Genomic DNA, 20,972 nt, shown 5'->3' with positions numbered 1-20,972 from the left:
CTCCTTAATCCCAGGCTGAAACCGGCCGGCTCGCGACAGGCTTTGCATCCAGTTCGGGCACCAGCACACTGACGCCGGCTGGCAATAGTGCGCCCTGCTCCGCCAGCTCCGGATTCAAGCGCCACAGCGCTTCCTCCGCGGCATCATCACAGCGGCCCAGCTCTCGGTAGAGCAGCAGGTTCACTGAATCGCCCGCAATACTTCGGACTCTACGCATTGACGAATTCCTCCAATACCAGCGACCAGGTGATCGCCATCGCGGTACCGTCGTCGATGACGCTGGTTTGTTTTTCGCTGATCGACTTGATGGTCCATAACCCCCAGTTACGCCCCAGGCCATCCACCAGAGGCAACGGCACGCGCAGGTCCTGCAGGGCTCGCAGCTCATCCAGGCGTTGCATGCCCTTGGCACGCGCGGCCTTGCCGCCAACTGCCAATGTTTCAAGGCCCTGCCCCACCTGGCTGGATTTGGGTTTGCCGGCAATGATATCCAGGCTCACCCACCCACCACTGCTGCCACGATCAAGGCTGTCGTAGGCGAACCCGCGGGACAGCCCGAAAATAAACGTGCCCAACACCATCTGTTGTCGCATTACACAGCTCCATCGGTCAGTGCCGCGCCACGTCGCGTCGCCAGCAGGTTGTCCATCGACAGCGGCGTAAATTGCGCTTCGATCTGTTGCACCACGAGTGTCGCCAATTGCTGATAGCTGGCTTGTTCCGGCGCGTTGATAGTGATTTGCGGGGCAAAATTGAGTTGGCGGTTATCGGCTTGAGGGTTGTTGAGGTTGTGGCTGACATCCGTGGGAGACGGCAAGCGATCCCCGGAACCCATTACTTTCTCGGCAAGCCATGCCCCCACGTCACTGCCGACAAACGTACCGACGGCGCCGCCCACCACGTTGCCGATCGCGCCACCGGCGACGCCGCCCATGACCCCGCCCAGCAGCGTCCCGGCACCCGGTACCACCGAACCGATCACCGCTCCGGCAAGCGTACCGACAGCTCGACCAATCGCCATGCCGGCGAATTCACCGGCAACGCCACCGGCGACGGCGCCGCCTACCGAGCCCACGCTGGAGCCCAGCGCTTGACCCGGATTCCCCGTCAGCGCGCCCTGCGTGACATCAACTCCGGCCTGTGCCAGCACCAGGCCCAACGAAGCCCGTTTGGCGAATTTGTTGGCCTTCACTGTTTTGCTAGGGCGGTCAGGACCGGACGCCGGATCTGGCGGGCGTTTGCCTGTATGGGCGTCATTACCTTGAGTGTGCTGCGGGCGGGCGGTAGGGTCAGCGGCAGGTCCTTCGCGGAAAATTTTCCCCGCAACCTTTTCAAATGCCTTGTCCTTCACGGCATCGAACACGCCGGAAAACACAGCCACCAGTGCAGCCCCTGCCACCGTAACGGCGGCGGTAGTGTGAGGCAGCGCTTCAGCCAAGCCACTCACGCCGTTGACCAAACCGGTCATCGCCGTCAGCGAGGTATCCACGACGGGCGCCAGGGCCACATCGGAGGCAGTTTGCAAGCGCGTGGTACTGGCCTCATAGGCCTGCCGTCGAGCCTGGGAGGAATCGGCGCGAATCGCTGCAACGCGCTGAACAGAGCCTTGATCGCCTAACGCCGAGGTGGCGTAGGTGGACGTTTCGGCCACCTGCGAAAAGGCGTGTTTCACGCTGTCAATAATCGGCACCAGGCTCAGAATCGACTGGTTACCGTCGAACAGTTGCGCCGCCAGCGCCGCCTGCCTTTCAGCCGGTTGTGACTTGAGTGCTTCCAGCACGGTAAGCAGGGTCTGCGGGGCATCCTGTTTCATGCCACTGGCCAGCTCTTTGGGATCAAGCTTGAGCGCTGCCCAGGCACTGCGCTGCGCGGGAGAAGCGCTGTCGCCTTTGGCCAGGGCGAGACTGATTTTTTCCAGCCCGAGCTCCGCAGCACCTTTGCTGTTACCGGCACTCAACAACACCGCCGAAAGCGCCGCTGCCTGCTCGGGGAGCATGCCCGCAGCCGTTGCGGTGGCGCCGCGACGTTGCACGATCGCTGCAATGTCCGCTGCCTCGGCCTTGAGCGAGACATCGCTGCCCAGCACGTTTGTCGCGTCGGCCAGATCCAGGGCTTGGGCGCGGTCAAGGTGCAGTGACTCACGCCATCCGCCCATGAGTTCGCCGGCATGCTTCACATCGATTTTGAACGCCGTCGCCATGATCGCGGCATCGCGGGCGAACTGCTGCAGGTCTGCCTGGCGTCCGGCCTGGTCGATATTGCCTGACGCATCAACGCGGCTGCTGCCAATACCCGACTTGGCCGCTACGTATTCGACCTTCGCCAAGTCCACGGCGCTCGCGCCGCTGGCCGCCACCATCGGCTCGGTCGCCATGGCGAGGTTGGCTTCGCGCAGTGACCTGCGCTCGCGCCCGACAAATTGCAGCAGTTGGTCCAGGTCGGTCATCGCGGCATCCAGTGCCTGCGATGGCGTACCCGCGGGGGCCGTCGTGCGGGTGCTCGTATCGCCCGTGCCCGTCGCCTCGATGGCGTCGGCCTGGCGGGCGTCCATCACCTTGAGCAACGAGGCGTTGAACAGCTCAAGCGTATCCACAAGCCGGGCCTGACTCTCGGCCAGATGATTGATCTGCAGGCTGGCATCGGCCAATGCCAACGCCAGGTTCGCGGCACTTCCCGGCACCGCCTCAGCCGGACTCGCCAGGGTTGGCGCGATCGGATTGAGGCTGGCCTGTGCGCCGGCCATTTCGGGTGAGCGCTGGATCATCACGCCGTCCCTGGCGATGGCTGACTCAGCTTGGTTATTACGGTCTGCCATCCCGCTCTACTCCTGTTTAACGCCAAGGCGACTGATCGCGATGTCGTAGCGGCGCAAGGCCTTGCCGGCGTCCCAATCGAGGATTTCCGCTTCGGTTACTGAGTAAACCAGCGGTACGACATCGAGGATCACTTCGATGTCGCGTTCCGAAAGAAGTCCGCCGGTTTGTTTAAAAAATCGTCGATGCGCCCCTGCAGTTCGGTCCAGTCGGGCACGGTCAAGCCGGCGAGATCGGGAATCATCAGGCCGGCGCAATGGGCGGTGATGAACTCGGCACGTTCTTTGTTGGTGGGCAGTTTTTTCATCACTTTGGTGGCGCGCAAGGCGGGCATTTCCAGGGTGACGTGGGTGAGCGTGCGACCGCTTGCTTGAAGGGGAAGCAGCAGCGCGACCTCCTCGCTGGTCAGCGATTGGCGCGGCACATCGGCCTGATCGAGAAAAAACGATGCAGGCTGGGTCGACATCTCGTGTACGTATTGCGCGATGCTGACGTAGTCCGGGCGCTTGAGTTGGTCGAGTTCTTTTTCCGACAGGCCAGTGGCGAGCTTGGCCAGTTCGAAAAACTGCTCATCCTCGTCGTCACCGGCGCGCGCCAGGGCGTCTTTCTGTGGCGCGTAGAACAAGGGTTTGAGTTGAATCTGCTCAATCACAACACCGGTGTCGGCGGTGATCGGGGACAGCAGGACGTGTAGCGCAGGCATCCAGGCCATGGGGTGATTCCTTGACAGGGTGTGGGGGCGAGCTGACCCGCCCCCTGGGTGGTTACGGCATCAGCACGGCGCGGCGGGCATCGCCGAGAATGTCGACACCGTTGAGCACGAACTTCTGGGTGCGCACGTCGATATCGATCACCGGAATGCCGTTTTCCAGACGGTTATAGGTGCGGCAGGAAAGTTCCAGGGTGGTAACGGGCTTGGCATTCATCGTCAGCGCGGATTCGGTCAACGACTTCAACTTGCCGCCCACGGTGTGGTAGGTGAAGTAGGTCTTGCCATCCTGATCCTGCCCGGCTTCGCGCACGTTCAACAGGATGTCATCGCCCTGCGTGACGCCAAGCGCCAGCAGGATTTCTGCACCAGCCCCTTGCAGTACCAGGGTTGCGCCCAGCACCTTGGCGCTTTTGGCCACTTCTTCGGCAATGAAGCGCCCGCCGGTCATCGGGTCCATTTCGAACTCGATCTTCGGTGGCGTAAAGGAATCGACCGTGGCCGACAGCGGCAGGCCTTGGAGGGTGGCCGCAATGGCCTGTCTGACTCGGTTGGTAAACATTAGAGAACGTCCTCCAGGAACTGCTCGATGATTTCATCGCGGGCGTTGAGTTGATAAACCATGTGTTCGTTCGGCGCGTAGCGGCCGTAGTCGATGACGATGAACCAGGTGCCGTTCTTGTACTTCTCGACGCTGTTCAACTCCGGGTGCAGGTAGACGCTGCCGCCAGGGATGGTTTCGTCGGCCACCAGGGTTTGCAGCCAGTCGTTGATGCGCTTGACCTCCTGGTCCATGAAGGACTTGGTGAGGTTCCTGGCCATGGCCTTCTGGCCGGCCTTGACCAGCTTGCGGCTGATGGCGTCTTCCAGGCCGACATAGCTGATGAACTTGCCGGTAATGGAGCGGTTGCCCAGCAGCGAGAAACCGCCGAGCACCGTGCGGGCGTAGTAGCTCACGCCATAACGATTGAGCAGGTCGCCTTCGGTGGAGGTGTCGAGGATGTTGTACTCGACGACGCGGGAAACGTCTTCGGCAAAGGTCACCTGATTACCTGGGCTTTCCCACTGCTTGACCTTGGCCAGCGCAGCGATAGCCAACGAGGAGGGCGACAGGAATACGTTCTTCTTCGCAGCCTTGGAATACACCGACGGCATGTTGTGCACCAGCAGGCAACGGTCGAAGCCCAGGTCGGCACCGCCCAGTTCGCCGCTGTAGGTCACTTGGTCGGCGACCGAAGCGTCCTTGCCATCGAGTACCACACGGGCCTTGATGCGCTTGCCGAACGAGGCGAACTCGCCGGCCACGGCCTTGGTGCCGGTGAAGCCCGGAGCGCCAATGATGGTCAGGTCTTCAGGCACGCTGCTCAGGGCAGCCAGGCCGAGTTTGCGACCGGTGACCGGGTCGTTGCCGCCGATCACATTGTTAATCGTATCGGCCGGGGTGGCGCCCTCTTCGACAATCACCACGTAGACCGGCACCTTGACCACTTTGAGGATCTGGTACACCGCCTGGAACAAGGTGCCCGACTCGGTACCGGTCGGGTCGAGCAGCGCCTGGGTGGTGAAGCTGTTGATGCGAAACGGCGCGTTTTTCGGGATCGATGCATGGGCATTGGGGGCGGTGCCCACCAGGCCGATGACATTATCGCCCAGGCCACCCATGGCCTCGGGCGATTCGGTGGCATTGACGGTAATGCCGTTGTGCTCGAAGTTCAAAACCTCAGCCATGATTAATCAGCCTTCTTGGAGGTGGAATTGAGGACGCTGGTCAGTTCCAGGCGGCCGGCGGTGCGCAGGGCGGATGCTTCGACGTCCAGCAGTTCCAGCTCCTCGCCAGCGGTAGACCAATGGCCGTTACCGGTGGGGAAAGGGATGAGGACGGTGTAGGTTTGGCGCGTGGGCATGGGTAGGGTTCTCCGGGTGAGAAATGCCAAAGCCCCTGCAAGAGGGGCTTTGGGGAGGCGAAAAAAAACCGCTTTCGCGGTGGGTGACTACTTGTCTTTCGGCAACGGGAAGCGCGCTTTGATTTCAGCAACCTTAGCTCGCCACTCTTTCTCCTTTTCAGCCGTACCGTCGAATTGCCACTCGAGGTACATCGGGTCAGCTTCGCTGACATAGGCAGAGCGGCGAGCCGCAATTGTGCTAGCGAGTGCGGCAGCTGCAGTAGCGTTCTCGATGAGCACCTGGCCAGCCGCATCACTAAAGCCCAGGCCTTTAAGGGTCTGCGTACTAGCAGGCACGTTGATCAACGAGTCACCAGCAGGGGTTACCAACTTTTCAATAAACAAAGTCATTTGATCAGTCCTTAAACCTTGGCGGTATATCGAATGTCGTTATCGTGGGAATAGGCCAGACGCTTCTCTTCAAGGGCCTTCCCGAGCACAGCATCAGCCTGAGCCAACGTGTAAGGCTTCACCGCCCAACGTACTTCCCAATCGGGATTAACGTCATCTTTCATTATCACTTCAGCGTCTAACTTGCTGTAACTCACCGGATAGTCAAAGGTTTTGGTAATGGTGTAACTTAGCCCGCCCCTCAAGTACATCCCAGAAAACTGAGGGGCATTTGTAATTTGACCAGCGACCAACCCCAGGTACATCGGTTTAAGTCCAGTAACAGCACGAGCGGTACAAATCATTCCGAATGAAATACCCCGTACCGTTTCACGGTAGGTTTGAGAAACTCGTTTGATAGCTAAGAAATTAGCATCTCCGTTCCATAGATACCCGACACCCTCAAGTTGCAAGTTCAAGCCGGCAATGTGATATATCCCTTCGCCAAAGGGCGCTTTTTCACTGTCTCGAAAATATACTCGGGAGACAGTGATTTCTGTTTCACCCGCCTCGTTACCGGGCATCGTCCACCAAACAGGATAAAGCACCTCCGTCGACAAGCCAGTGAGATCAATTTCCTGCTTATAAAGCGCGCGCCCATTGATATCCTTCGCCTGCACACTGTTACGCCACGCCGTGAACTGACTTGACGCCGCCTCTACCCGCGCATCAATCTTGCCAATCTGATTAGTCACCGTCTCCGTCAGCTTATTGCACGCATCCACAACCTTCGTAATAGTCGTTTCAATTCCCATCATTGACTCCCTGTCAGTTAACCGTTCCAGCCCTGTTGTCAGTGCAACTACTTCGCTTCGAGATGCATCACTCGAAACATCAAATCCACGTGCCGCGACATATTGCCCACCGACGCCGCCGCCATAATGGCGATTTCCTCAGCCAGCAACACATTCAGATTTTCACTCCCCACCACAATCGTCACGCTATCAGCCGGCAACGGCGATATATCCAGCGTGAACTTCTGCAGTACCCGAGCCGCCGCCGCTTTATACGTCAGCAACTTCCCTGCCACGGAATACACCGCCAGCAAGGTCCCACTGGCGAGGTAAAAGCCGAACTCGCCAATTTCATACTCATCGTCGCCGTCAAACAGCGCGGCCATCCTGAGTTGGCGTTCGCCCAGGTCTTCGTAATCCACAATGGCGACCCGTTGGCGCTCATCGCGCAACGCCACTTCCGTGCCGTCGGGGGTGTAGCGGCCGGTACCGGCGCCGATGTGGGTGATTTCGCCTTTGAGGCCCTGGTTCCTGGCCTGCAGCACTTCATCCAAACCCTTGGAGGTGAAGCGCACCAGGCGCGTGATTTCATCTGTCATGGCTGCGCCCTGAGGTCGTAGTCGTTAATGGTGTAGTGCCGGGCAACCCCGGCACTGTTCAGCCGGGCGCCCAGCCCGAGTTCCGGCAGCACGCCTTCAAGCAGCAACTCGCCATCGTTGAGCGGGGCGTGAGTGGCGCTGTTGAGGGAGAACGCACCGTGTAACTTCATTTCGGGCAAGGCGCCGGGCGGGCTGTCTTCGCCGATGCTCAAGCCAGGATCAGCCGCACCAGCCAGTCGCAGCCCTTGGTAGGTTTCATGCACAAGGGTAATCGTGGCCTGATCGCGCTCACTCTTGGCCGCGTTGATGCGACGGATCAGCCGGTTGTGGTCGCCACTGGACCAACTGCGCCCGATGATCGCCTGCACGTCGAAGGTATACGGCGTGCCGGTTGGCCGCTGCTGAAACCAGGCGCTGATGTTGGGCGTAAACCCCAGTGACTCCACGGCATAGCTCAAGGCCTTGGGTGTGCCGGCCTGGCGCTGGATCTGCCAGGACAAGGCCACGGTCAGGCGCTTTTCCGATTCGCTGGCTTGGGCATCCCATTCGCTGACACCTCGGTCGGCGGCCAGGTAAGGCAGAAATTCGCTGGGGGTTTGCAGCGGGTTCATCAACGCTGGCAACGGCGGTGCGACCCGGTCAAGCAGCTTGCCGAACCCTATATCCAGCGCCTTCTCCAGCGGTGAACTGTTGACCGGCAACACACTCGCTTTGGGATCATTCATAGCGTGCGCACCTCCACCTCGACGCCCGTGCAATACGGGGCCTGGAACGCACTGCTGACAATCGGCGCCAGCGGCTCCAGGATGTGCAGCTGCGCCGCCCCTGCACTGTGAATGGCGTAGTCGATCCAACTGGGGTCGACGCGCCCTTCCAGGCGATGACAGGAGTCAGCGTAAGTCTGCAGCAGTTGCTGCGCCGCCACTTGGGTCAAGCCCGAGTCAGGCCCGGCGTGGATTTTGGCGATGACGCGAATCCTGTAGGGCTGAATCTGTGCGCCCTGGACGGTGACGAGATCGGTTTCCGGGCGTACATCCGGCCGTGCGAAATGTCGACGCACACCGTCAAGCAAATCGGCAGATGGGGTACCGTCGCCCTCACGAGACAACACGGTGACCATCACTTCGCCGGGCGCGATGCGTCGGCCGTTACCGTCCTTGACCTGGGCGGCATAACCGTCCGGATCGAAGGTGTAGTTGACGGTCACCACGCCCGGCGATGCGCTCTGAACCTTGACCACCGGCCGCTCGCCGAGGGTGAAAACTTCGCGGCGATACTGCATCCGCGAGCCCGCCGCCGGGGCGTGGGGTGCCAGGTAGTAACGCAGGCGGGCATCGTCATCGCTTTCCAGGATCGGCGGCAGGGGCGGGAAAGCCGCAGGGTCACCGGGGTCGAGTACCTGGCGTTCCAGGCCCATATCCGCCAAGCGTGCATCCAGGTTACTGCCGGTGGCCCACCACGCCAGCATCTGCTTGATGCGTGCATTGTATTTGCGCTCATGGGTTTGCAGGCGCACGCAAAAAGCTTCCAGGGCCAGGGTCAGCAGCTCACTTTCGTTGTCGAGGCTGACCTTGAGTTTGGCCGCGCTTTGCGGCGCACTTGCTGCGACATAGTCGACCACGAACGCCTTGAACTCAGCCAGCAAGGGTTCGAACGCATCGACCGCGATAATCGCCGGCTCGGCCAGTTGGTTCTGGCCAGGGATCAGCATGCTCATGTCACGACCTCGAAGGATTGTTGGCGGTTTTTCCAGGTGCCGGCAAAACGCAGCAGCAGCCCGGCGCCCTGGCGGGTGGCGACGATGACCTGGGGCTGAAAGTCGCCGATGCCGTTCTGGGCGTTGTAGAACGCCTGGGCGGCATGGCTCTGGGCGAGCAGCAGCAGGTCGTCGCCCAGGTTCTGCCCGAGCAACTGCGGGATCAGCGAGCCATACAGCGGGCGCTTCTGCCGTGTACCAACGGGTGTGGTCAGCGCTCGGGTGGCGCGCTGCACAAATTGCGGCCAGTCATCGACGGCTGCCCCGGTGTTGCGATCGATGCCAATCATGGGATGTCCTTATCAGGGGCTGATGACCCGACCTTGGTGGTCTATCACCGGGCCGCTGAAGTGAGCACCGCCGGCATCCAGCAACAGTGCGGTGCCGCCGATTTGCAGGGTGATGCCCTGCGGATTGAGGGTCAGGCTGGCGGCACCGACCTTGAGGTCAACCTGTTCGCGAGAACCGGTGAACATCGTCGGCCCGTTGGCCCAGTTGAAGGTGTGACTGGCGTCGTCGTAGTCGCTCTGGGTGCCGTCTTGATGGCGCCGCCGGGTCATGGAGGGAACCGTCGAGACTGGCGGAAACAGACTACTGTTGAGGCCGAACAAAGCCACGGACTGCGCGCCCCCTTCCCCACCGCCGTAGTTGAGCAACAGACAGTGCTCGCCTACGGATGGAATACGGGTTTCGGTTTGCGCACCGGCGCTGGGGTTGAAAAAGCGGATGGCCGGCGTGAGCAACTCACCGTGACTGACCCGGCAGGTAGTGCTGGCGGCGTCGACCTGTTGGCAAACGCCAATCCGGCAGAAGCTTTCAGCGCGTCGGTACAGGTCTTCCAGTTGGGCCTCCATTTCCGCGAGGCGCTCGACGATCGGCCCCAGTTGCATGCGTAACAGCGCGTCGAACATGGGCTACTCCGCCAGTGGCTTGTATTGATCGGGGTCATCGATGTTCAAAACGTCCCAGGTGCAGGCATACAGCGCTCGGCCTGTAGGATCGTTGAGTAACTCGGGCCCGAGGTAGAGGATTTGCGTGAAGGAAACGGTCCAGGTGTCGTAGTCCGTTGCTGCGGTAGTCAGCACAGCGGGAGCGGCAACAATATGGGTCGGCAAATCGCACTGGGCCTGAGGCAGGCTCCAGCGGTTATCCAGAACCAGGTCCATCAGCTGGCTGGCCAGGTCGCAGGCTTGGAACGGCAATGCGCCGGGAGCCACCATGGCTTTGAGCGAAATGGCCAGGACATGGGCCTTGCGGCCTTCGCGGGAGCGAAGACCCGGGCCATTGCCTTCAACCGTGATCATTACGCCGGTTTTCTCCAGGTCACTCTGAAATTCCCGGTGGCTGCCGACCTTGAGGTCCGGAAAGGCCGCATGCAGCGCCACGCCGATAGCCTGGGGAAGTTGGGATGGCTTTTCGATAAGGGTCATTTGGGTAGCGTCCTTGCGATTACGGCGGGTCCTGGCGGGATCCTTCATTGATCCCGATGCGCTTGGCCGCCCAGCGCTCATAGAGGCCGATGGCCACGTCGGCGCCGGCCATCGCGGTCAGGCAACCAATGGCGCCGGCAGTCCAGATCGACATACCGGCGGCATAACACAGCATCAGGGCCGAAACCCCGCAGACCATGCACGCGCCGGACCTGAGCGCCAGACGGCGGATCAGCGACCAGCCGCGGGCGCCCTCCTTGTCGGCGCGCCACATCTCGCCGGAAACGCCGCCGATCAAGGCCAATATGATCACCAGCCAGATAGGCATTTCCGCTAACGCTTGTTGTTCGTTTGTCATGTCACGCCTCCTGGCTGAGCACTGAATAGTCCGTTTTTCAATTACACACACTTCGATAGGTAGGCATTCCAAAAAGCCCGGTAGCCCGGGCTTTTCAGTAATGATGTCCTCGGACTTTCGGCGCTACTGGCGCGGTACGGTCCTTTCCTGAATGTTTTTCCGACCACGATCCCTGTCTGCCGGATAACTGCTTGCGGTGCTTTACGCTGCACACCCGGGTCAGTTGCCAACCCTCTGAACCGTTAAGGCCGGTTCATCGCTGCCTGTTCTTGAAGCTGGGGTGAAACTAAAGAGCGTCGGCATCCTTGCCGGTGTTACCTGGCATCCCTGCCATCGCTCTGATGGCGTCCTTGCCGATATTGCGTGCCTTCCTTGTCTTCCTTGGCAGCATCCTTGCCACCTCCACCAGGCCTTGTTGGCTGGCTTGAGATGAAGAATATGCATGTATGCATATACAGTCAATGCATAAATGCATTTATTTTGCCTGCGTAAATGCACGAATGCATTCAAAGCCTTACGGGCTTGGGGTTTGGCGGGTTTCTGCAGGCAAAAAAAAACCCGCTTATGGGCGGGTTTCGTCCTACGCGAGGAGGTTAGCGGGCATACATGCCCCACCAGAAAACATGACCGAGGATGCTGATCTGCTCGTCCTGAATATCCTGGAAGCTGTAGTCTTCATCCGGATGCTCATCACGGTTGAAGCTACGCAGGCGAATCCCGGAAGGCAGACGGTAGAGCTGTTTCACCCGTAGCTGGCCATTGTGATTGATGGCATACAGGTCACCATCGACAATGTCACCAATCCCGCTCTTGCCGGCATTTACCCCTACCGTCGCGCCATCGCGCAGTACCGGCAACATACTGTTGCCACGCACCGTCACGCATTTGGCCTGGTCGAATTGCACGCCGTTATGCCGAAGGCTGCGCTTTCCAAAGCGCAGGCTGGCTTTCTCACTTTCCTCGATGACGAATCTTCCTGATCCAGCAGCCAATTCAACCTCGCGCAGAAAGGGGATCGACACCTCGTCATCATTAACGGGCGTGTCGTCGTCCCACAGGCTTATGTCCTTGAGCTCCGAATGCATCGGGTCGCGCCCATCATCTCGCAAAGCACCCACCCCGGCACGCCCGCGCAGGTGATCGGTGCTGACGCGAAAATACTCGGCGATGCGAGAGATGTGTTTGTCCGACGGGTCAACGATCTTGCCGCTGAGGATCCGGGACAGTGTGGATTGAGGCACACCGGTGCGTCGGTGAAGCTCCGTGGGGGAGATCCGATCGCGATCCAGCAGCTCTTTCAAGACGATAGAAACGTTGCGTTTTTGCATAACGCGGATATTGACGGGAGTCTTGACGGTTGGCAAATGCTAATTTGCATATTTATGCATTAAACACACAATTTTGTTTAGATTGAAATAAAACACTGTATAGGCAAACAGTTAATTGTTTTCTATCATTCAGAACCGTTTGCTATCGCCGCAGGGTAGCCTGATGCCATACCGAGCGGACGGACAGGCGCCCTTGCTTATCGACAATTCAGGGCCTATGTATAAGACTCTTGAACAACATGGCCAGCAACGACGGAGGTGCTCATGGCTTATTCAGCGCTAGCTGTCGCTAACGCCTTCATTGAACGCGCGAAGGAAGGCAAGCTTTCGGGCCTGACGCCCATGAAGCTGCAAAAACTGCTGTTCTACACGCAGTCCTGGCATCTGCGTGAACGGGATCAGCCGCTGATGGATGATCACTTCGCCCGCTGGCAATATGGCCCGGTCATCCCGTCGCTGTACCATGAGTTGAAATCCTACGGTAATCGCCCGGTGACGTCGCTGCTCAGCAACCTGAAGCCCGACGCCGAAGACATTGTCTTCGTGACACCAAGGGTTCCTGAGAGCGATACCTACACTCATCGCTTGATTGACCGGATCATTAACAAATACGGCAAGTGGTCCGGCACCCAACTGTCCAACCTTTCCCACGAGGACGGCACAGCCTGGGCCCTCAAGGGCGCCGACGGTTCCGCCATTGACTGGGAAGACATGGCAGCACTCATTCACCCAAAGAGCCGCATCCGTGAGTGAAGAACTCGACAACCTGGAACTGACCCTGCCCCCGGTGGCAGGGCCTGACCAGGACTCCCAAGCCGGTGGCGAACAAGCCACAGGCACCGACGATGAAAGAAACCAGAACCTCAAAGACCAGAAGGCCGAACGGCAACTGCGCAAGAAATATGCGGGACGCGCATTTTGGTTTGCGGCTTGTGGTGTGATCTTCTGGGCGGTGCTGCTGGTGTGGAATGGGTGGTCGACGTATTACTCGGGTAAGGCGCCGTTCTCGGATAACGTGCTGATTGCCATCACTACGGCGACTTCAATCAATTTGTTTGCGGCGTTTCTTGGGGTGATCAGAGGGTTGTTTCCGGCCAGTGGGCGTAAGTCCAGATAGCCGGTGTCCATGGGTATGGATCGCTGGTTTGCCCCCGTCTGGCGGTCCGGGAAACCCAGCTTCTCTGTCACAACGATCAACCTTCAATCGACGTAAAATGCCTCTCGAAAGTGCTCAACGAAAGTCTCTACCAGCGTTGAGTCACGTTCGTGATGGGCAAGAACGACCTCGCTTTCACACCCTTCATCACTTATATCAATAGCGTGCAACGAAGTAGCTTTAACCATTGAAACGGGAAGCAGTGCAATACCGAATCCTGCCTGGATCAACAACGACTGTGTCGTTTTCAACGAATAAACCTGCGCTGACTTCGGAGCGAATCCTGCGCGAGCGCAAAGTTCAAATGAAAGATAACTAAGCCCTCCGCGTTTTGGGTGGGCTATCGACACGAATGCCTCATCCCGCAACTCAGCAAGTGATATTGAACTTCTCGATGCGAGCGGATGAGTAGAGCCAACGGCGACAACAACTTTCTCACTAAACAGAGGAAGAAGCTTGATATTATTCATTTGATGCAACACCGGCAGCCTGAACAGACCCGCATCAATACGATTATCAACTAAATTCATGAGTTGTGTTTCTGAAGATTCCTCCGACACTTCAATATACACATCGGTCATACGCTCCAGATAAAGCCCAAGCGCATCTTTCAACTTCCCGGTGAGCGGCACCGTGCTGGCATGGCTAAGGCGTAAAGCACCCCGCTGACCATTCCCTACCGAAGTCGCCAACCGAGCGGCACTATCGACGTCACTCAAGATAACTTTGGCCCTTGGCAAAAAGGCTAGCCCAGCGGGCGTTAGATGGGGCTGCCTTGCGGTGCGCTCAAACAAAAGCGTACCCAGGTTGTTCTCCAGCTCCTTCATTTGTCGACTGAGTGCTGACTGAGCAATAAATAGTCTCTGCGCTGCAACACTGAAGCTTCCATGTTCTGCGATCTCCACAAAATATCGCAACTGCTTCATTGATATCATAATAGCTATGCCAAAATGTGATCAGTAATTTCTTATTTTCATATTAGTAGATTTTTGTCCTGTTGGGTAGGGTTACCAAATATCACGTCATGGACCCACGATAATGCCGGACGCTTTTCTCCACGCCCCTTTCGACAATGCGACCTTGGCAATAATGTTCGTGACCATCAGCCTGGCCTACATCATTTTTTCTATTGCGGGTTTCGGGACGGCATTGGTAGCGGGGCCGGTGCTGGTAAATTACATGCCGCTGTCGCAAGCGATCCCTCTACTGGTACTCCTTGACTGCGTGGCTGCATTTGGAAAACTGGCGCGCATGCATAAGCACGTGGTGCGCATTGAACTCACCCGGCTGCTGCCGTTCATGATGCTGGGTAGCGTGACGGGTATAGCGCTGCTCCTCAATACAAGAGCTGACGTATTAATGCTCGCGATGGGCTGCTTTGTAACTTTATATGCCGTGTACACGCTCACAAAACCAATAGGAACCCGACATCTATCTGCGACATGGGCAATGCCCCTGGGCGCTGGTGGCGGGCTGTTCGGCGCTTTATTTGGGAGCGGCGGCTTCCTCTACGCGATCTATCTGAACGGCAGAACAAACACTAAAGAGCAAGCGAGCGCCACTCAGAGCACATTGATTGGAATTAGTACGCTGGTACGTATGGCCATGCTCACCCTGGCAGGAGCCTATGCCGATCTTGCATTAGTGGTAACTGCCCTCTACTTATTACCAGCCCTATTGTTGGGGCTGTGGGCTGGCGAGCACATTTCGTTCAAAATATCTCGCCATACATTCACCAGACTCATAAACATTATTATATTGGCCAGCGGTATTACGCTTGTGTACCGAGCTTGCCTCGGCATCAATTAACTATATGAAATACAACTTCCCCACACCAACTTCATACAGTGAGATTTGCAATTGAAAAGTGCAAAAGTTCTTCGTGACTTATTAAATTCCGGAAAAACCGTTATGGCACCTGGTGCCTATGACGGACTGTCGTCAAGGCTGGTCAGTCTGGCGGGCTTTGACGCTGTGTATGCCAGCGGTGGTGCTATCGCCCGAGCATCCGGTTATCCGGATATCGGCTTGCTGAGCTTTTCAGAAGTTGTCGAGCGGATCGAGAAAATTGTCGAAGCCAGCGAGATTCCCGTTATCGCAGATGCCGACACCGGATTTGGCGGAACTGCCAACGTACAACGTACCGTGAGAGCCTTGGAGCGGATCGGTGTAGCAGCCTTCCATCTGGAAGATCAAACGTTCCCTAAACGCTGTGGGCACTTGGATAACAAGTCGCTGATTGACGTCGATGACATGTGTCAAAAAATCAAAGTTGCGCGTGCCAGTTTGCAAGACACTAATTGCCTGGTAATTGCGCGCACCGACGCAATAGCAATTGAGGGTTTCGACGCGGCGCTGGTCAGGGCGCAACGTTACGTTGAGGCGGGTGCCGACATGATTTTTGTGGAGGCGCCGCAGACCCTCGAACAAATTCAGATTATTGCCCAACGGCTTCCTGGGCCAAAGCTCATGAATATGTTCTACGGTGGCAAAACGCCTCTCGTTTCTTTGCCAGTACTTGCAGAACTCGGCTACCAACTTGTCATTGTGCCATCTGATCTGCAACGCGCAGCCATCCATGCTATGCAAAAAACTCTGGCTGAACTGCAGCGCTCAGGGGATAGCCATGCGATGGCGGATGAGTTGACCAGTTTTTCCGAGCGCGAGTTGATTGTTCAAACTGCGAAGTTCCTGGCACTCGACAATTTGTAGAACTCAATTCCAGCACGAAGCACGACAAGGAGATGGCATGTTATACAGGGGCGAATGGAACTCTAATGAACTCGATTATCGCGCGCTCGCCGGGCAATGGCACGTGGTATGTCAGAGTTCGGATGTAGGCGGTGACCAACCCAAAGCGGTGCGCTTACTTGGCGAAGAATTGGTGTTATGGCGAGACGACCAGGGAAAAGTGAATGCCTGGAAGGATTACTGCGGTCATCGGGGTGCAAAACTGTCATTGGGCTGCATCAAACAGGGGCAGATCGAATGCCCTTATCATGGGTGGCGTTACAGTAGCCAAGGCGAATGCACGTTGGTTCCTGCACACCCGGAGCGAAAAGGCCCCTCATCACAGCGCCTCATTTTTCGCCACTTCGCGCAAGAGCGCTACGGATACATCTGGGTGAGCCTGGAGGAACCATTGCGACCGCTGCCAGAACTGCCACAGTGGCAAGATGAAAGCTACCGCAAGGTCTTTGCGGGCCCCTACCTTTACAACGCAAACGCGTTACGCTCACTCGAAAACTTTATCGATGCGTCCCATTTTCCCTTTGTGCATGCCCATCTCAATGGTCTGCCGGACGCGCCTGAACCGCTGAAGCGATACAACGTGACGGAAGACGAGCGTGGTCTGCACTCTTCTGAAATTTGCGTCTTTCAACCGTACGGCGACCATCGTGGGATACCGGTTAACGCCCGCTACACCTATTCAGTGCTGAATCCCACGACTGCCTATTTCGTCAAAAAGACGGGCGAAACGGAGCGCTTCTGTACCTTTTTCAACGCCACTCCGGTCGATGAATCGCAATGCATTATCTGGCTGATAGTCGCTATCAACTTCGGCCAGGATCTCACACTCGAACAGATCCTTTCTCGGCAGAACACTGTTTTCGAACAGGATCGCCGCATTGTCGAATCCCAGCGCCCCGCCCGCCTGCCACTGGATCCACAGGCGGAAATGCATGTGGTCAGTGATCGAATGGGGATTGAGTACCGCCGTTGGATTCGTGACCTGGGCGAGGCCGCGACCACCCATCAACAAACACAAGTCATTGAATCTGTTTCTATCTGACAAGGACGTCAACCATGACTGAATCCTCCATCGACTTTCTTACACGTCGGGAATCCAATGCCCGGACGTATGCCAGAAACATCCCAAAAGTGCTGAGCCAAGGTTCAGGCACTGAAGTTGTCGACAGTGAAGGGCGCCGTTACCTGGATTGCCTTGCATGCGCGGGGGCTCTTCCCCTTGGACACAATCATCCATTTGTACAACAACGCGTCATCGATTTTTTGCAATCCGGCCAGTTGCAACAGGCGCTCGATATAGCGACCCCGGCAAAGCTGCATTTCGTCCAGGAGCTCTACGAGATGCTCCCCCCGGAGTTTGCCAAACGAGCGAAGATTCAGTTCTGTGGGCCTACGGGAGCCGACGCCGCCGAAGCCGCCCTGAAACTGTTCAAAATCGCGACAAAACGCCGACCGATCATCGTCTTCCAGGGTGCTTATCACGGGATGACTCACGGCACGCTGGGCATGATGGGCAATCTGGCACCTAAACAAGAGATCAGTGGTCTGCCTGGGGAAGTGCATTTTCTGCCCTATCCCTACGTATATCGCAGTCCATTTGGCGCGGGCACCCCTGCGCAGGAGACAGAACGACTCAGTCTGATTTGCCTGGAAAACGCTCTCAGCGATCCGGAAAGCGGCATTGGAAAACCGGCAATGGTTTTGCTTGAGGCGATACAGGGTGAAGGAGGCTGCATTCCAGCAAGCGCGCACTGGCTGCGCCAGGTGAGGCAAATCACCCAACGTTACGATGTGCCACTGGTTATTGACGAAATCCAAGCCGGTATTGGTCGCAGTGGAGACCTGTTTGCGTTCCAGCAGGCGGATATCGTGCCTGACGCCATTCTGCTTTCAAAGGCCATCGGTGGTGGCTATCCGCTGTCAGTGTTGCTGTATTTGGATCAGTACGATCAATGGAAGCCCGGCGCACATACCGGTACGTTCCGGGGCAATCAGATCGCGTTGGTCAGCGGAGCCGCGACCCTGGAGTTCATCAGAAGAGAAGGACTGCTGGAACATGTCAACGTCGTCGGTGAACAGCTACGTCAAGGCTTGTTGCAGCTTCAGAAACGCTATCCCTGCATCGGTGACGTTCGGGGCCGGGGTTTGATGCTCGGCATGGAGATGATTGAACCCGATGGCAGCGTCGATGCACTCGGTCACCCGCAGGCTGCTGGAGCCATCGCTGCACAGGTGAAGCGTGCCTGCCTTGACGAGGGCTTGATTATTGAAACGGGAGGGCGCCATGGCGCAGTGCTGCGCTTCCTCCCGCCGCTGGTCATCACCCGCTCTGAAGTCGACCAGGTATTAGAGCGGCTTGACCGTGCTCTGGCCTCGCAAAGGGTCAGCTCAACTCGGGCCATTGAACGTGCTCTTCATGGGGAGATGCAGGCATGAGCGCTCCTGAAAAGATCTTTGATGTACTGGGTATCGGGTTCGGTCCGGCAAACATCGCATTGGCAATCGCCCTGGAAGAATTGTCTTCGGGCATGAGCGTACAATTTCTCGAGAAGCGTCCAGGCCCTGCGTGGCAGCCAAACATGCTGCTGCCGGGATCGGATATCCAGAATCACCCCTTGCGAGATCTGGTGACCCCGCGCAATCCGCGTAGCCGTTACACCTTCACGAATTTCTTGTTTGAACAAGGCCGCCTGTATGAGCACTTGAACCTTCCGTTGCATCATCCCTTGCGTGCGGAATATGCCCAATATATTTCCTGGACTGCCGATTTCTTTGAACACATCGTCGCCTACGGTTGCGAAGCTGTCTCGGTAGAAGCAGTCACCCCATCCAATGGCGAAAGTGCCCACTACACAGTGTGCTGCACCGATGGCCGAGTATTTCTTGCACGTTCTCTGGTGCTCGCCCCTGGCCGCACGCCCCACATTCCTGCACCTTTCGCGGACGTCAAAGATCGACGCGTACGCCATTTGAACGACTATATGCCTGCCCTGGCCGAAGCGGTCGCAGCCACCGGCGGACAGTGCCGCATAGCCGTAATCGGCGGCAGTCAGAGTGCCGTAGAGATTCTGCTTCACGCCAGTTGCCACAGCGGCGTTCGAGAGGTCGTGGGGTTTACGCGTAATTTCGGTTATCGCCAGAAGGATACAAGCCCGTTTTCCGATGAGGTCTACTTCCCCTCATTTGTCGACACGTTCCACAACGCCAGCGCAGAACATAAGGCGCGATTACGTCAGGAACTGGTGCATACCAATTACTCGTCGTCAGACATTGATGTCCTGAACCAGCTCTATGTACGTAAGTATGAGCAAATGCTGCAAGGTGAAGGTCTGTTGCAGCTACGAACGTGTGAGGACATGGTTGGCTGTACACCCGCCTCTGATGGGGTGCAAATCGATAGTCGCCAGTATCTTCAAGGGATTATTCATAGCCAATCATTCGACCTGGTTATTCTGGCCACCGGCTTCCTTGACCTGGGCGCCGGAGATCGTCAAGAACCGTTTCCGAAATTACTGGCTTCAATCGCCCGCGAAAATGAAATCGACACCTTGATCATTGCCAGGGATTATCGCGTTGATTTGGGCAACGGGTTACCCACTTACCTCAACGGGCTGTGTGAGTCTTCGCATGGCATGGGGGATGCAGGCTCCTTCAGTTTGCTGGCGTTACGCTCGCAAAACATTGTGCAATCGCTGATCAGCAACCTGGCAGTCAGGGAACAATCCCATGCATAACCAGGCCCTGAGCGAAATGCTGATGGCGCCTTCTTGCTGGCAAACCCAATTGTCCTGCCGCACCGCCCACGCCGGTCACCTGCCGTTTGAAAGTGATGTCGTGATAGTGGGGGCGGGAATTGGCGGTTTAGCGGCGGCGTTACGGGCACTTGAGTCGGGTTATTCGGTCACGGTGCTTGAAGCCGGAGAAGTGGGCTGCGGGGCAAGCGGTCGCAACTCGGGTTTCGTAGTGCCCATACCGTCAAGGCACTCGCCCGCTTCACTCCAACATTTGCTGGGCGAGAATACAGCGCCCTTCTTGGCCGCTCTCAGCGATGCAGCGCAGACGGTTATTGAATACGCCCCATCGGATTTGACAGTCAAAGGCTGGGTACAACCCATGGCTGGGGCTGCAAGGGGTGCGGCGGACGAACTGGCGAAGAACTGGGTACGCCTGGGGGCCAAGGTAGAGCCCATGGAGCCGCAAGAGCTGGAGAATGCTTTAGGCACAACCGAGTATGCCGAGGGCCTCCTTTTCAGCGACGCGGGTGCCATTAATCCCCTCGCATTCGTGTATCGACTGGCGGACACGGTCAACCGCAAAGGTGGCCATATCATCGAACGTTGCAGCGCGGTCGATGTTCGACCGCAGGCACGCTGGGTCGCCGTGCAAACTCAGCGGGGTGAGATCAGGGCCGGACGCGTATTTATCGCCGGCAATGCCTATGGTTCTGCCGCCAGCCGTAAGACTCGGCGAGCAATCAGCCCGCTGGCCCTGACGCTTGCGACGTTCGCCATACCGCAGGTGTGCCATGCCGAACAGCTGCTGCCATTTTCCGATAACCGCAAGGACATGTGGTTTGCACGCCGCTTGGGGCCCGTAAAGCTGCTGACGGGGTGCCTCGCGTTACCGCTTCAGCGCTCTGCCAAGTGCAGTGCATTGCTTCAGGATCGCATCAAGCGCCTCTACGGCATTGTGGCGCAAGCACCAGAGCAACAGTGGGCCGGTTGGGTAGGCCTTACTCCAGACGGTATGCCGAAGATTCACCATGACGAACGAATCATAGGATGGAGTGGCTGTAACGGTCGAGGCATCGCGCTTTCAATGCTGATGGGGCAAACGTTGATGGATCGGCTGTGTGGGATCAACGGCCTACGTCTACCGCTTTCATCAGGTACTTTCAGGACAGGTAACGCCCTGACCTGGCTGGCGCAAATGGTCATCGCACTTGATCGCCGAAAGCAACGTCGCACCGTGCTCGCGTCCTGATCTTATCTACTCCACTTCGAGT

General features: G+C 57.6%; 27 protein-coding genes. 8 read left to right on the top strand and 19 right to left on the bottom strand.

The genetic code is table 11. From position 1 onward, the window contains the following. Positions 1–4: 4 nt before the first annotated feature. The 18 genes from PspCFBP13528_RS05965 to PspCFBP13528_RS05890 all read right to left on the bottom strand — a co-directional run bounded on the left by PspCFBP13528_RS05965 (position 5) and on the right by PspCFBP13528_RS05890 (position 12,069). A complete protein-coding gene (locus PspCFBP13528_RS05965) occupies positions 5–217 on the bottom strand; it encodes a tail protein X (protein WP_065951849.1) in 213 nt (70 codons plus the stop codon). Then, positions 210–593 carry a phage tail protein gene (locus PspCFBP13528_RS05960; RefSeq protein WP_065951848.1) on the bottom strand — a complete coding sequence of 128 codons (384 nt, stop codon included), beginning with the start codon at positions 591–593 and terminating at the stop codon, positions 210–212. Before PspCFBP13528_RS05960 ends, PspCFBP13528_RS05965 begins: the two co-directional genes overlap by 8 nt. Then, on the bottom strand, positions 593–2,815 hold the full coding sequence (locus PspCFBP13528_RS05955; protein ID WP_137199804.1) for a phage tail tape measure protein: 2,223 nt from the start codon (positions 2,813–2,815) through the stop codon (positions 593–595). Before PspCFBP13528_RS05955 ends, PspCFBP13528_RS05960 begins: the two co-directional genes overlap by 1 nt. 6 nt (positions 2,816–2,821) lie before the next feature. Next, a complete protein-coding gene (locus PspCFBP13528_RS28030) occupies positions 2,822–2,947 on the bottom strand; it encodes a hypothetical protein (protein WP_269801678.1) in 126 nt (41 codons plus the stop codon). Beyond that, positions 2,944–3,525, bottom strand: a complete 582-nt coding sequence (locus PspCFBP13528_RS05950; protein WP_065951846.1) for a phage tail assembly protein — start codon at positions 3,523–3,525, stop codon at positions 2,944–2,946. The genes PspCFBP13528_RS28030 and PspCFBP13528_RS05950 overlap by 4 nt, the downstream gene beginning before the upstream one ends. 52 nt (positions 3,526–3,577) lie before the next feature. Continuing rightward, complete coding sequence (locus PspCFBP13528_RS05945; protein WP_065951845.1) at positions 3,578–4,084, bottom strand: phage major tail tube protein; 507 nt, start codon at positions 4,082–4,084, stop codon at positions 3,578–3,580. After that, a complete protein-coding gene (locus PspCFBP13528_RS05940; protein WP_065951844.1) occupies positions 4,084–5,250 on the bottom strand; it encodes a phage tail protein in 1,167 nt (388 codons plus the stop codon). Before PspCFBP13528_RS05940 ends, PspCFBP13528_RS05945 begins: the two co-directional genes overlap by 1 nt. A 2-nt stretch (positions 5,251–5,252) precedes the next feature. Continuing rightward, entirely contained in the window at positions 5,253–5,426 is a 174-nt protein-coding gene (locus tag PspCFBP13528_RS27575; protein ID WP_175413291.1) for a hypothetical protein, read from the bottom strand. 87 nt (positions 5,427–5,513) lie between these two features. Then, positions 5,514–5,816 carry a hypothetical protein gene (locus tag PspCFBP13528_RS05935; RefSeq protein WP_065951843.1) on the bottom strand — a complete coding sequence of 101 codons (303 nt, stop codon included), beginning with the start codon at positions 5,814–5,816 and terminating at the stop codon, positions 5,514–5,516. An 11-nt stretch (positions 5,817–5,827) separates the two neighbouring features. Beyond that, positions 5,828–6,610 carry a phage tail protein gene (locus PspCFBP13528_RS27490; RefSeq protein ID WP_065951842.1) on the bottom strand — a complete coding sequence of 261 codons (783 nt, stop codon included), beginning with the start codon at positions 6,608–6,610 and terminating at the stop codon, positions 5,828–5,830. A 47-nt stretch (positions 6,611–6,657) separates the two neighbouring features. Then, positions 6,658–7,188: a phage tail protein gene (locus PspCFBP13528_RS05925; protein WP_065951841.1), complete on the bottom strand. Its 531-nt coding sequence runs from the start codon at positions 7,186–7,188 to the stop codon at positions 6,658–6,660. Continuing rightward, on the bottom strand, positions 7,185–7,913 hold the full coding sequence (locus PspCFBP13528_RS05920; protein ID WP_065951840.1) for a phage tail protein I: 729 nt from the start codon (positions 7,911–7,913) through the stop codon (positions 7,185–7,187). Before PspCFBP13528_RS05920 ends, PspCFBP13528_RS05925 begins: the two co-directional genes overlap by 4 nt. Then, entirely contained in the window at positions 7,910–8,905 is a 996-nt protein-coding gene (locus tag PspCFBP13528_RS05915; protein WP_137199803.1) for a baseplate J/gp47 family protein, read from the bottom strand. The genes PspCFBP13528_RS05920 and PspCFBP13528_RS05915 overlap by 4 nt, the downstream gene beginning before the upstream one ends. Next, complete coding sequence (locus PspCFBP13528_RS05910) at positions 8,902–9,234, bottom strand: phage baseplate protein (RefSeq protein WP_065951838.1); 333 nt, start codon at positions 9,232–9,234, stop codon at positions 8,902–8,904. The genes PspCFBP13528_RS05915 and PspCFBP13528_RS05910 overlap by 4 nt, the downstream gene beginning before the upstream one ends. A 12-nt stretch (positions 9,235–9,246) precedes the next feature. After that, positions 9,247–9,855: a phage baseplate assembly protein V gene (locus tag PspCFBP13528_RS05905; protein ID WP_101219409.1), complete on the bottom strand. Its 609-nt coding sequence runs from the start codon at positions 9,853–9,855 to the stop codon at positions 9,247–9,249. 3 nt (positions 9,856–9,858) lie between these two features. After that, positions 9,859–10,374: a hypothetical protein gene (locus tag PspCFBP13528_RS05900; RefSeq protein ID WP_065951836.1), complete on the bottom strand. Its 516-nt coding sequence runs from the start codon at positions 10,372–10,374 to the stop codon at positions 9,859–9,861. A 19-nt stretch (positions 10,375–10,393) separates the two neighbouring features. Continuing rightward, positions 10,394–10,732, bottom strand: coding sequence for a phage holin family protein (locus PspCFBP13528_RS05895; RefSeq protein WP_065951835.1), 339 nt, complete (start codon positions 10,730–10,732; stop codon positions 10,394–10,396). Positions 10,733–11,325: 593 nt separating this feature from the next. Further along, on the bottom strand, positions 11,326–12,069 hold the full coding sequence (locus tag PspCFBP13528_RS05890) for an XRE family transcriptional regulator (protein WP_170827578.1): 744 nt from the start codon (positions 12,067–12,069) through the stop codon (positions 11,326–11,328). A gap of 255 nt (positions 12,070–12,324) precedes the next feature. Here PspCFBP13528_RS05890 and PspCFBP13528_RS05885 point away from each other — a divergent pair, with 255 nt between their 5' ends. Beyond that, positions 12,325–12,813 (top strand): type II toxin-antitoxin system antitoxin SocA domain-containing protein, encoded by a 489-nt coding sequence (locus PspCFBP13528_RS05885; RefSeq protein ID WP_065951834.1) that lies wholly within the window; start codon positions 12,325–12,327, stop codon positions 12,811–12,813. Beyond that, positions 12,806–13,177 (top strand): hypothetical protein, encoded by a 372-nt coding sequence (locus PspCFBP13528_RS05880; protein ID WP_065951833.1) that lies wholly within the window; start codon positions 12,806–12,808, stop codon positions 13,175–13,177. The genes PspCFBP13528_RS05885 and PspCFBP13528_RS05880 overlap by 8 nt, the downstream gene beginning before the upstream one ends. Before the next feature lie 83 nt (positions 13,178–13,260). Here the strand turns inward: PspCFBP13528_RS05880 and PspCFBP13528_RS05875 are convergent, their stop codons facing one another. Then, the gene (locus PspCFBP13528_RS05875; RefSeq protein ID WP_065951832.1) at positions 13,261–14,151 is read right to left on the bottom strand and encodes a LysR family transcriptional regulator; all 891 of its coding nucleotides are present in this window, start codon (positions 14,149–14,151) and stop codon (positions 13,261–13,263) included. 103 nt (positions 14,152–14,254) lie between these two features. Here PspCFBP13528_RS05875 and PspCFBP13528_RS05870 point away from each other — a divergent pair, with 103 nt between their 5' ends. Genes PspCFBP13528_RS05870 through PspCFBP13528_RS05845 form a run of 6 tightly spaced genes read left to right on the top strand, consistent with a single transcriptional unit; the run spans position 14,255 to position 20,950 of the window. Continuing rightward, positions 14,255–15,025 (top strand): sulfite exporter TauE/SafE family protein, encoded by a 771-nt coding sequence (locus tag PspCFBP13528_RS05870; RefSeq protein ID WP_137199802.1) that lies wholly within the window; start codon positions 14,255–14,257, stop codon positions 15,023–15,025. 51 nt (positions 15,026–15,076) lie between these two features. Then, positions 15,077–15,928 carry an isocitrate lyase/PEP mutase family protein gene (locus tag PspCFBP13528_RS05865; protein ID WP_065951830.1) on the top strand — a complete coding sequence of 284 codons (852 nt, stop codon included), beginning with the start codon at positions 15,077–15,079 and terminating at the stop codon, positions 15,926–15,928. 37 nt (positions 15,929–15,965) lie between these two features. Continuing rightward, complete coding sequence (locus PspCFBP13528_RS05860) at positions 15,966–17,009, top strand: aromatic ring-hydroxylating dioxygenase subunit alpha (RefSeq protein ID WP_101219417.1); 1,044 nt, start codon at positions 15,966–15,968, stop codon at positions 17,007–17,009. Between the two features lie 14 nt (positions 17,010–17,023). Beyond that, positions 17,024–18,403: a diaminobutyrate--2-oxoglutarate transaminase family protein gene (locus PspCFBP13528_RS05855; RefSeq protein ID WP_137199801.1), complete on the top strand. Its 1,380-nt coding sequence runs from the start codon at positions 17,024–17,026 to the stop codon at positions 18,401–18,403. Then, a complete protein-coding gene (locus PspCFBP13528_RS05850; protein ID WP_137199800.1) occupies positions 18,400–19,701 on the top strand; it encodes a SidA/IucD/PvdA family monooxygenase in 1,302 nt (433 codons plus the stop codon). Before PspCFBP13528_RS05855 ends, PspCFBP13528_RS05850 begins: the two co-directional genes overlap by 4 nt. Further along, positions 19,694–20,950, top strand: coding sequence for an FAD-binding oxidoreductase (locus PspCFBP13528_RS05845; protein WP_137199799.1), 1,257 nt, complete (start codon positions 19,694–19,696; stop codon positions 20,948–20,950). The genes PspCFBP13528_RS05850 and PspCFBP13528_RS05845 overlap by 8 nt, the downstream gene beginning before the upstream one ends. The last annotated feature ends 22 nt before the right edge of the window (positions 20,951–20,972 follow it).

It is taken from the genome of Pseudomonas sp. CFBP13528, from assembly GCF_005233615.1.
Classification (GTDB): domain Bacteria; phylum Pseudomonadota; class Gammaproteobacteria; order Pseudomonadales; family Pseudomonadaceae; genus Aquipseudomonas; species Aquipseudomonas fluorescens_AM.
Note: the sequence above shows the minus strand (reverse complement) of the source record. Positions and strands in the feature narration are given on the sequence as shown.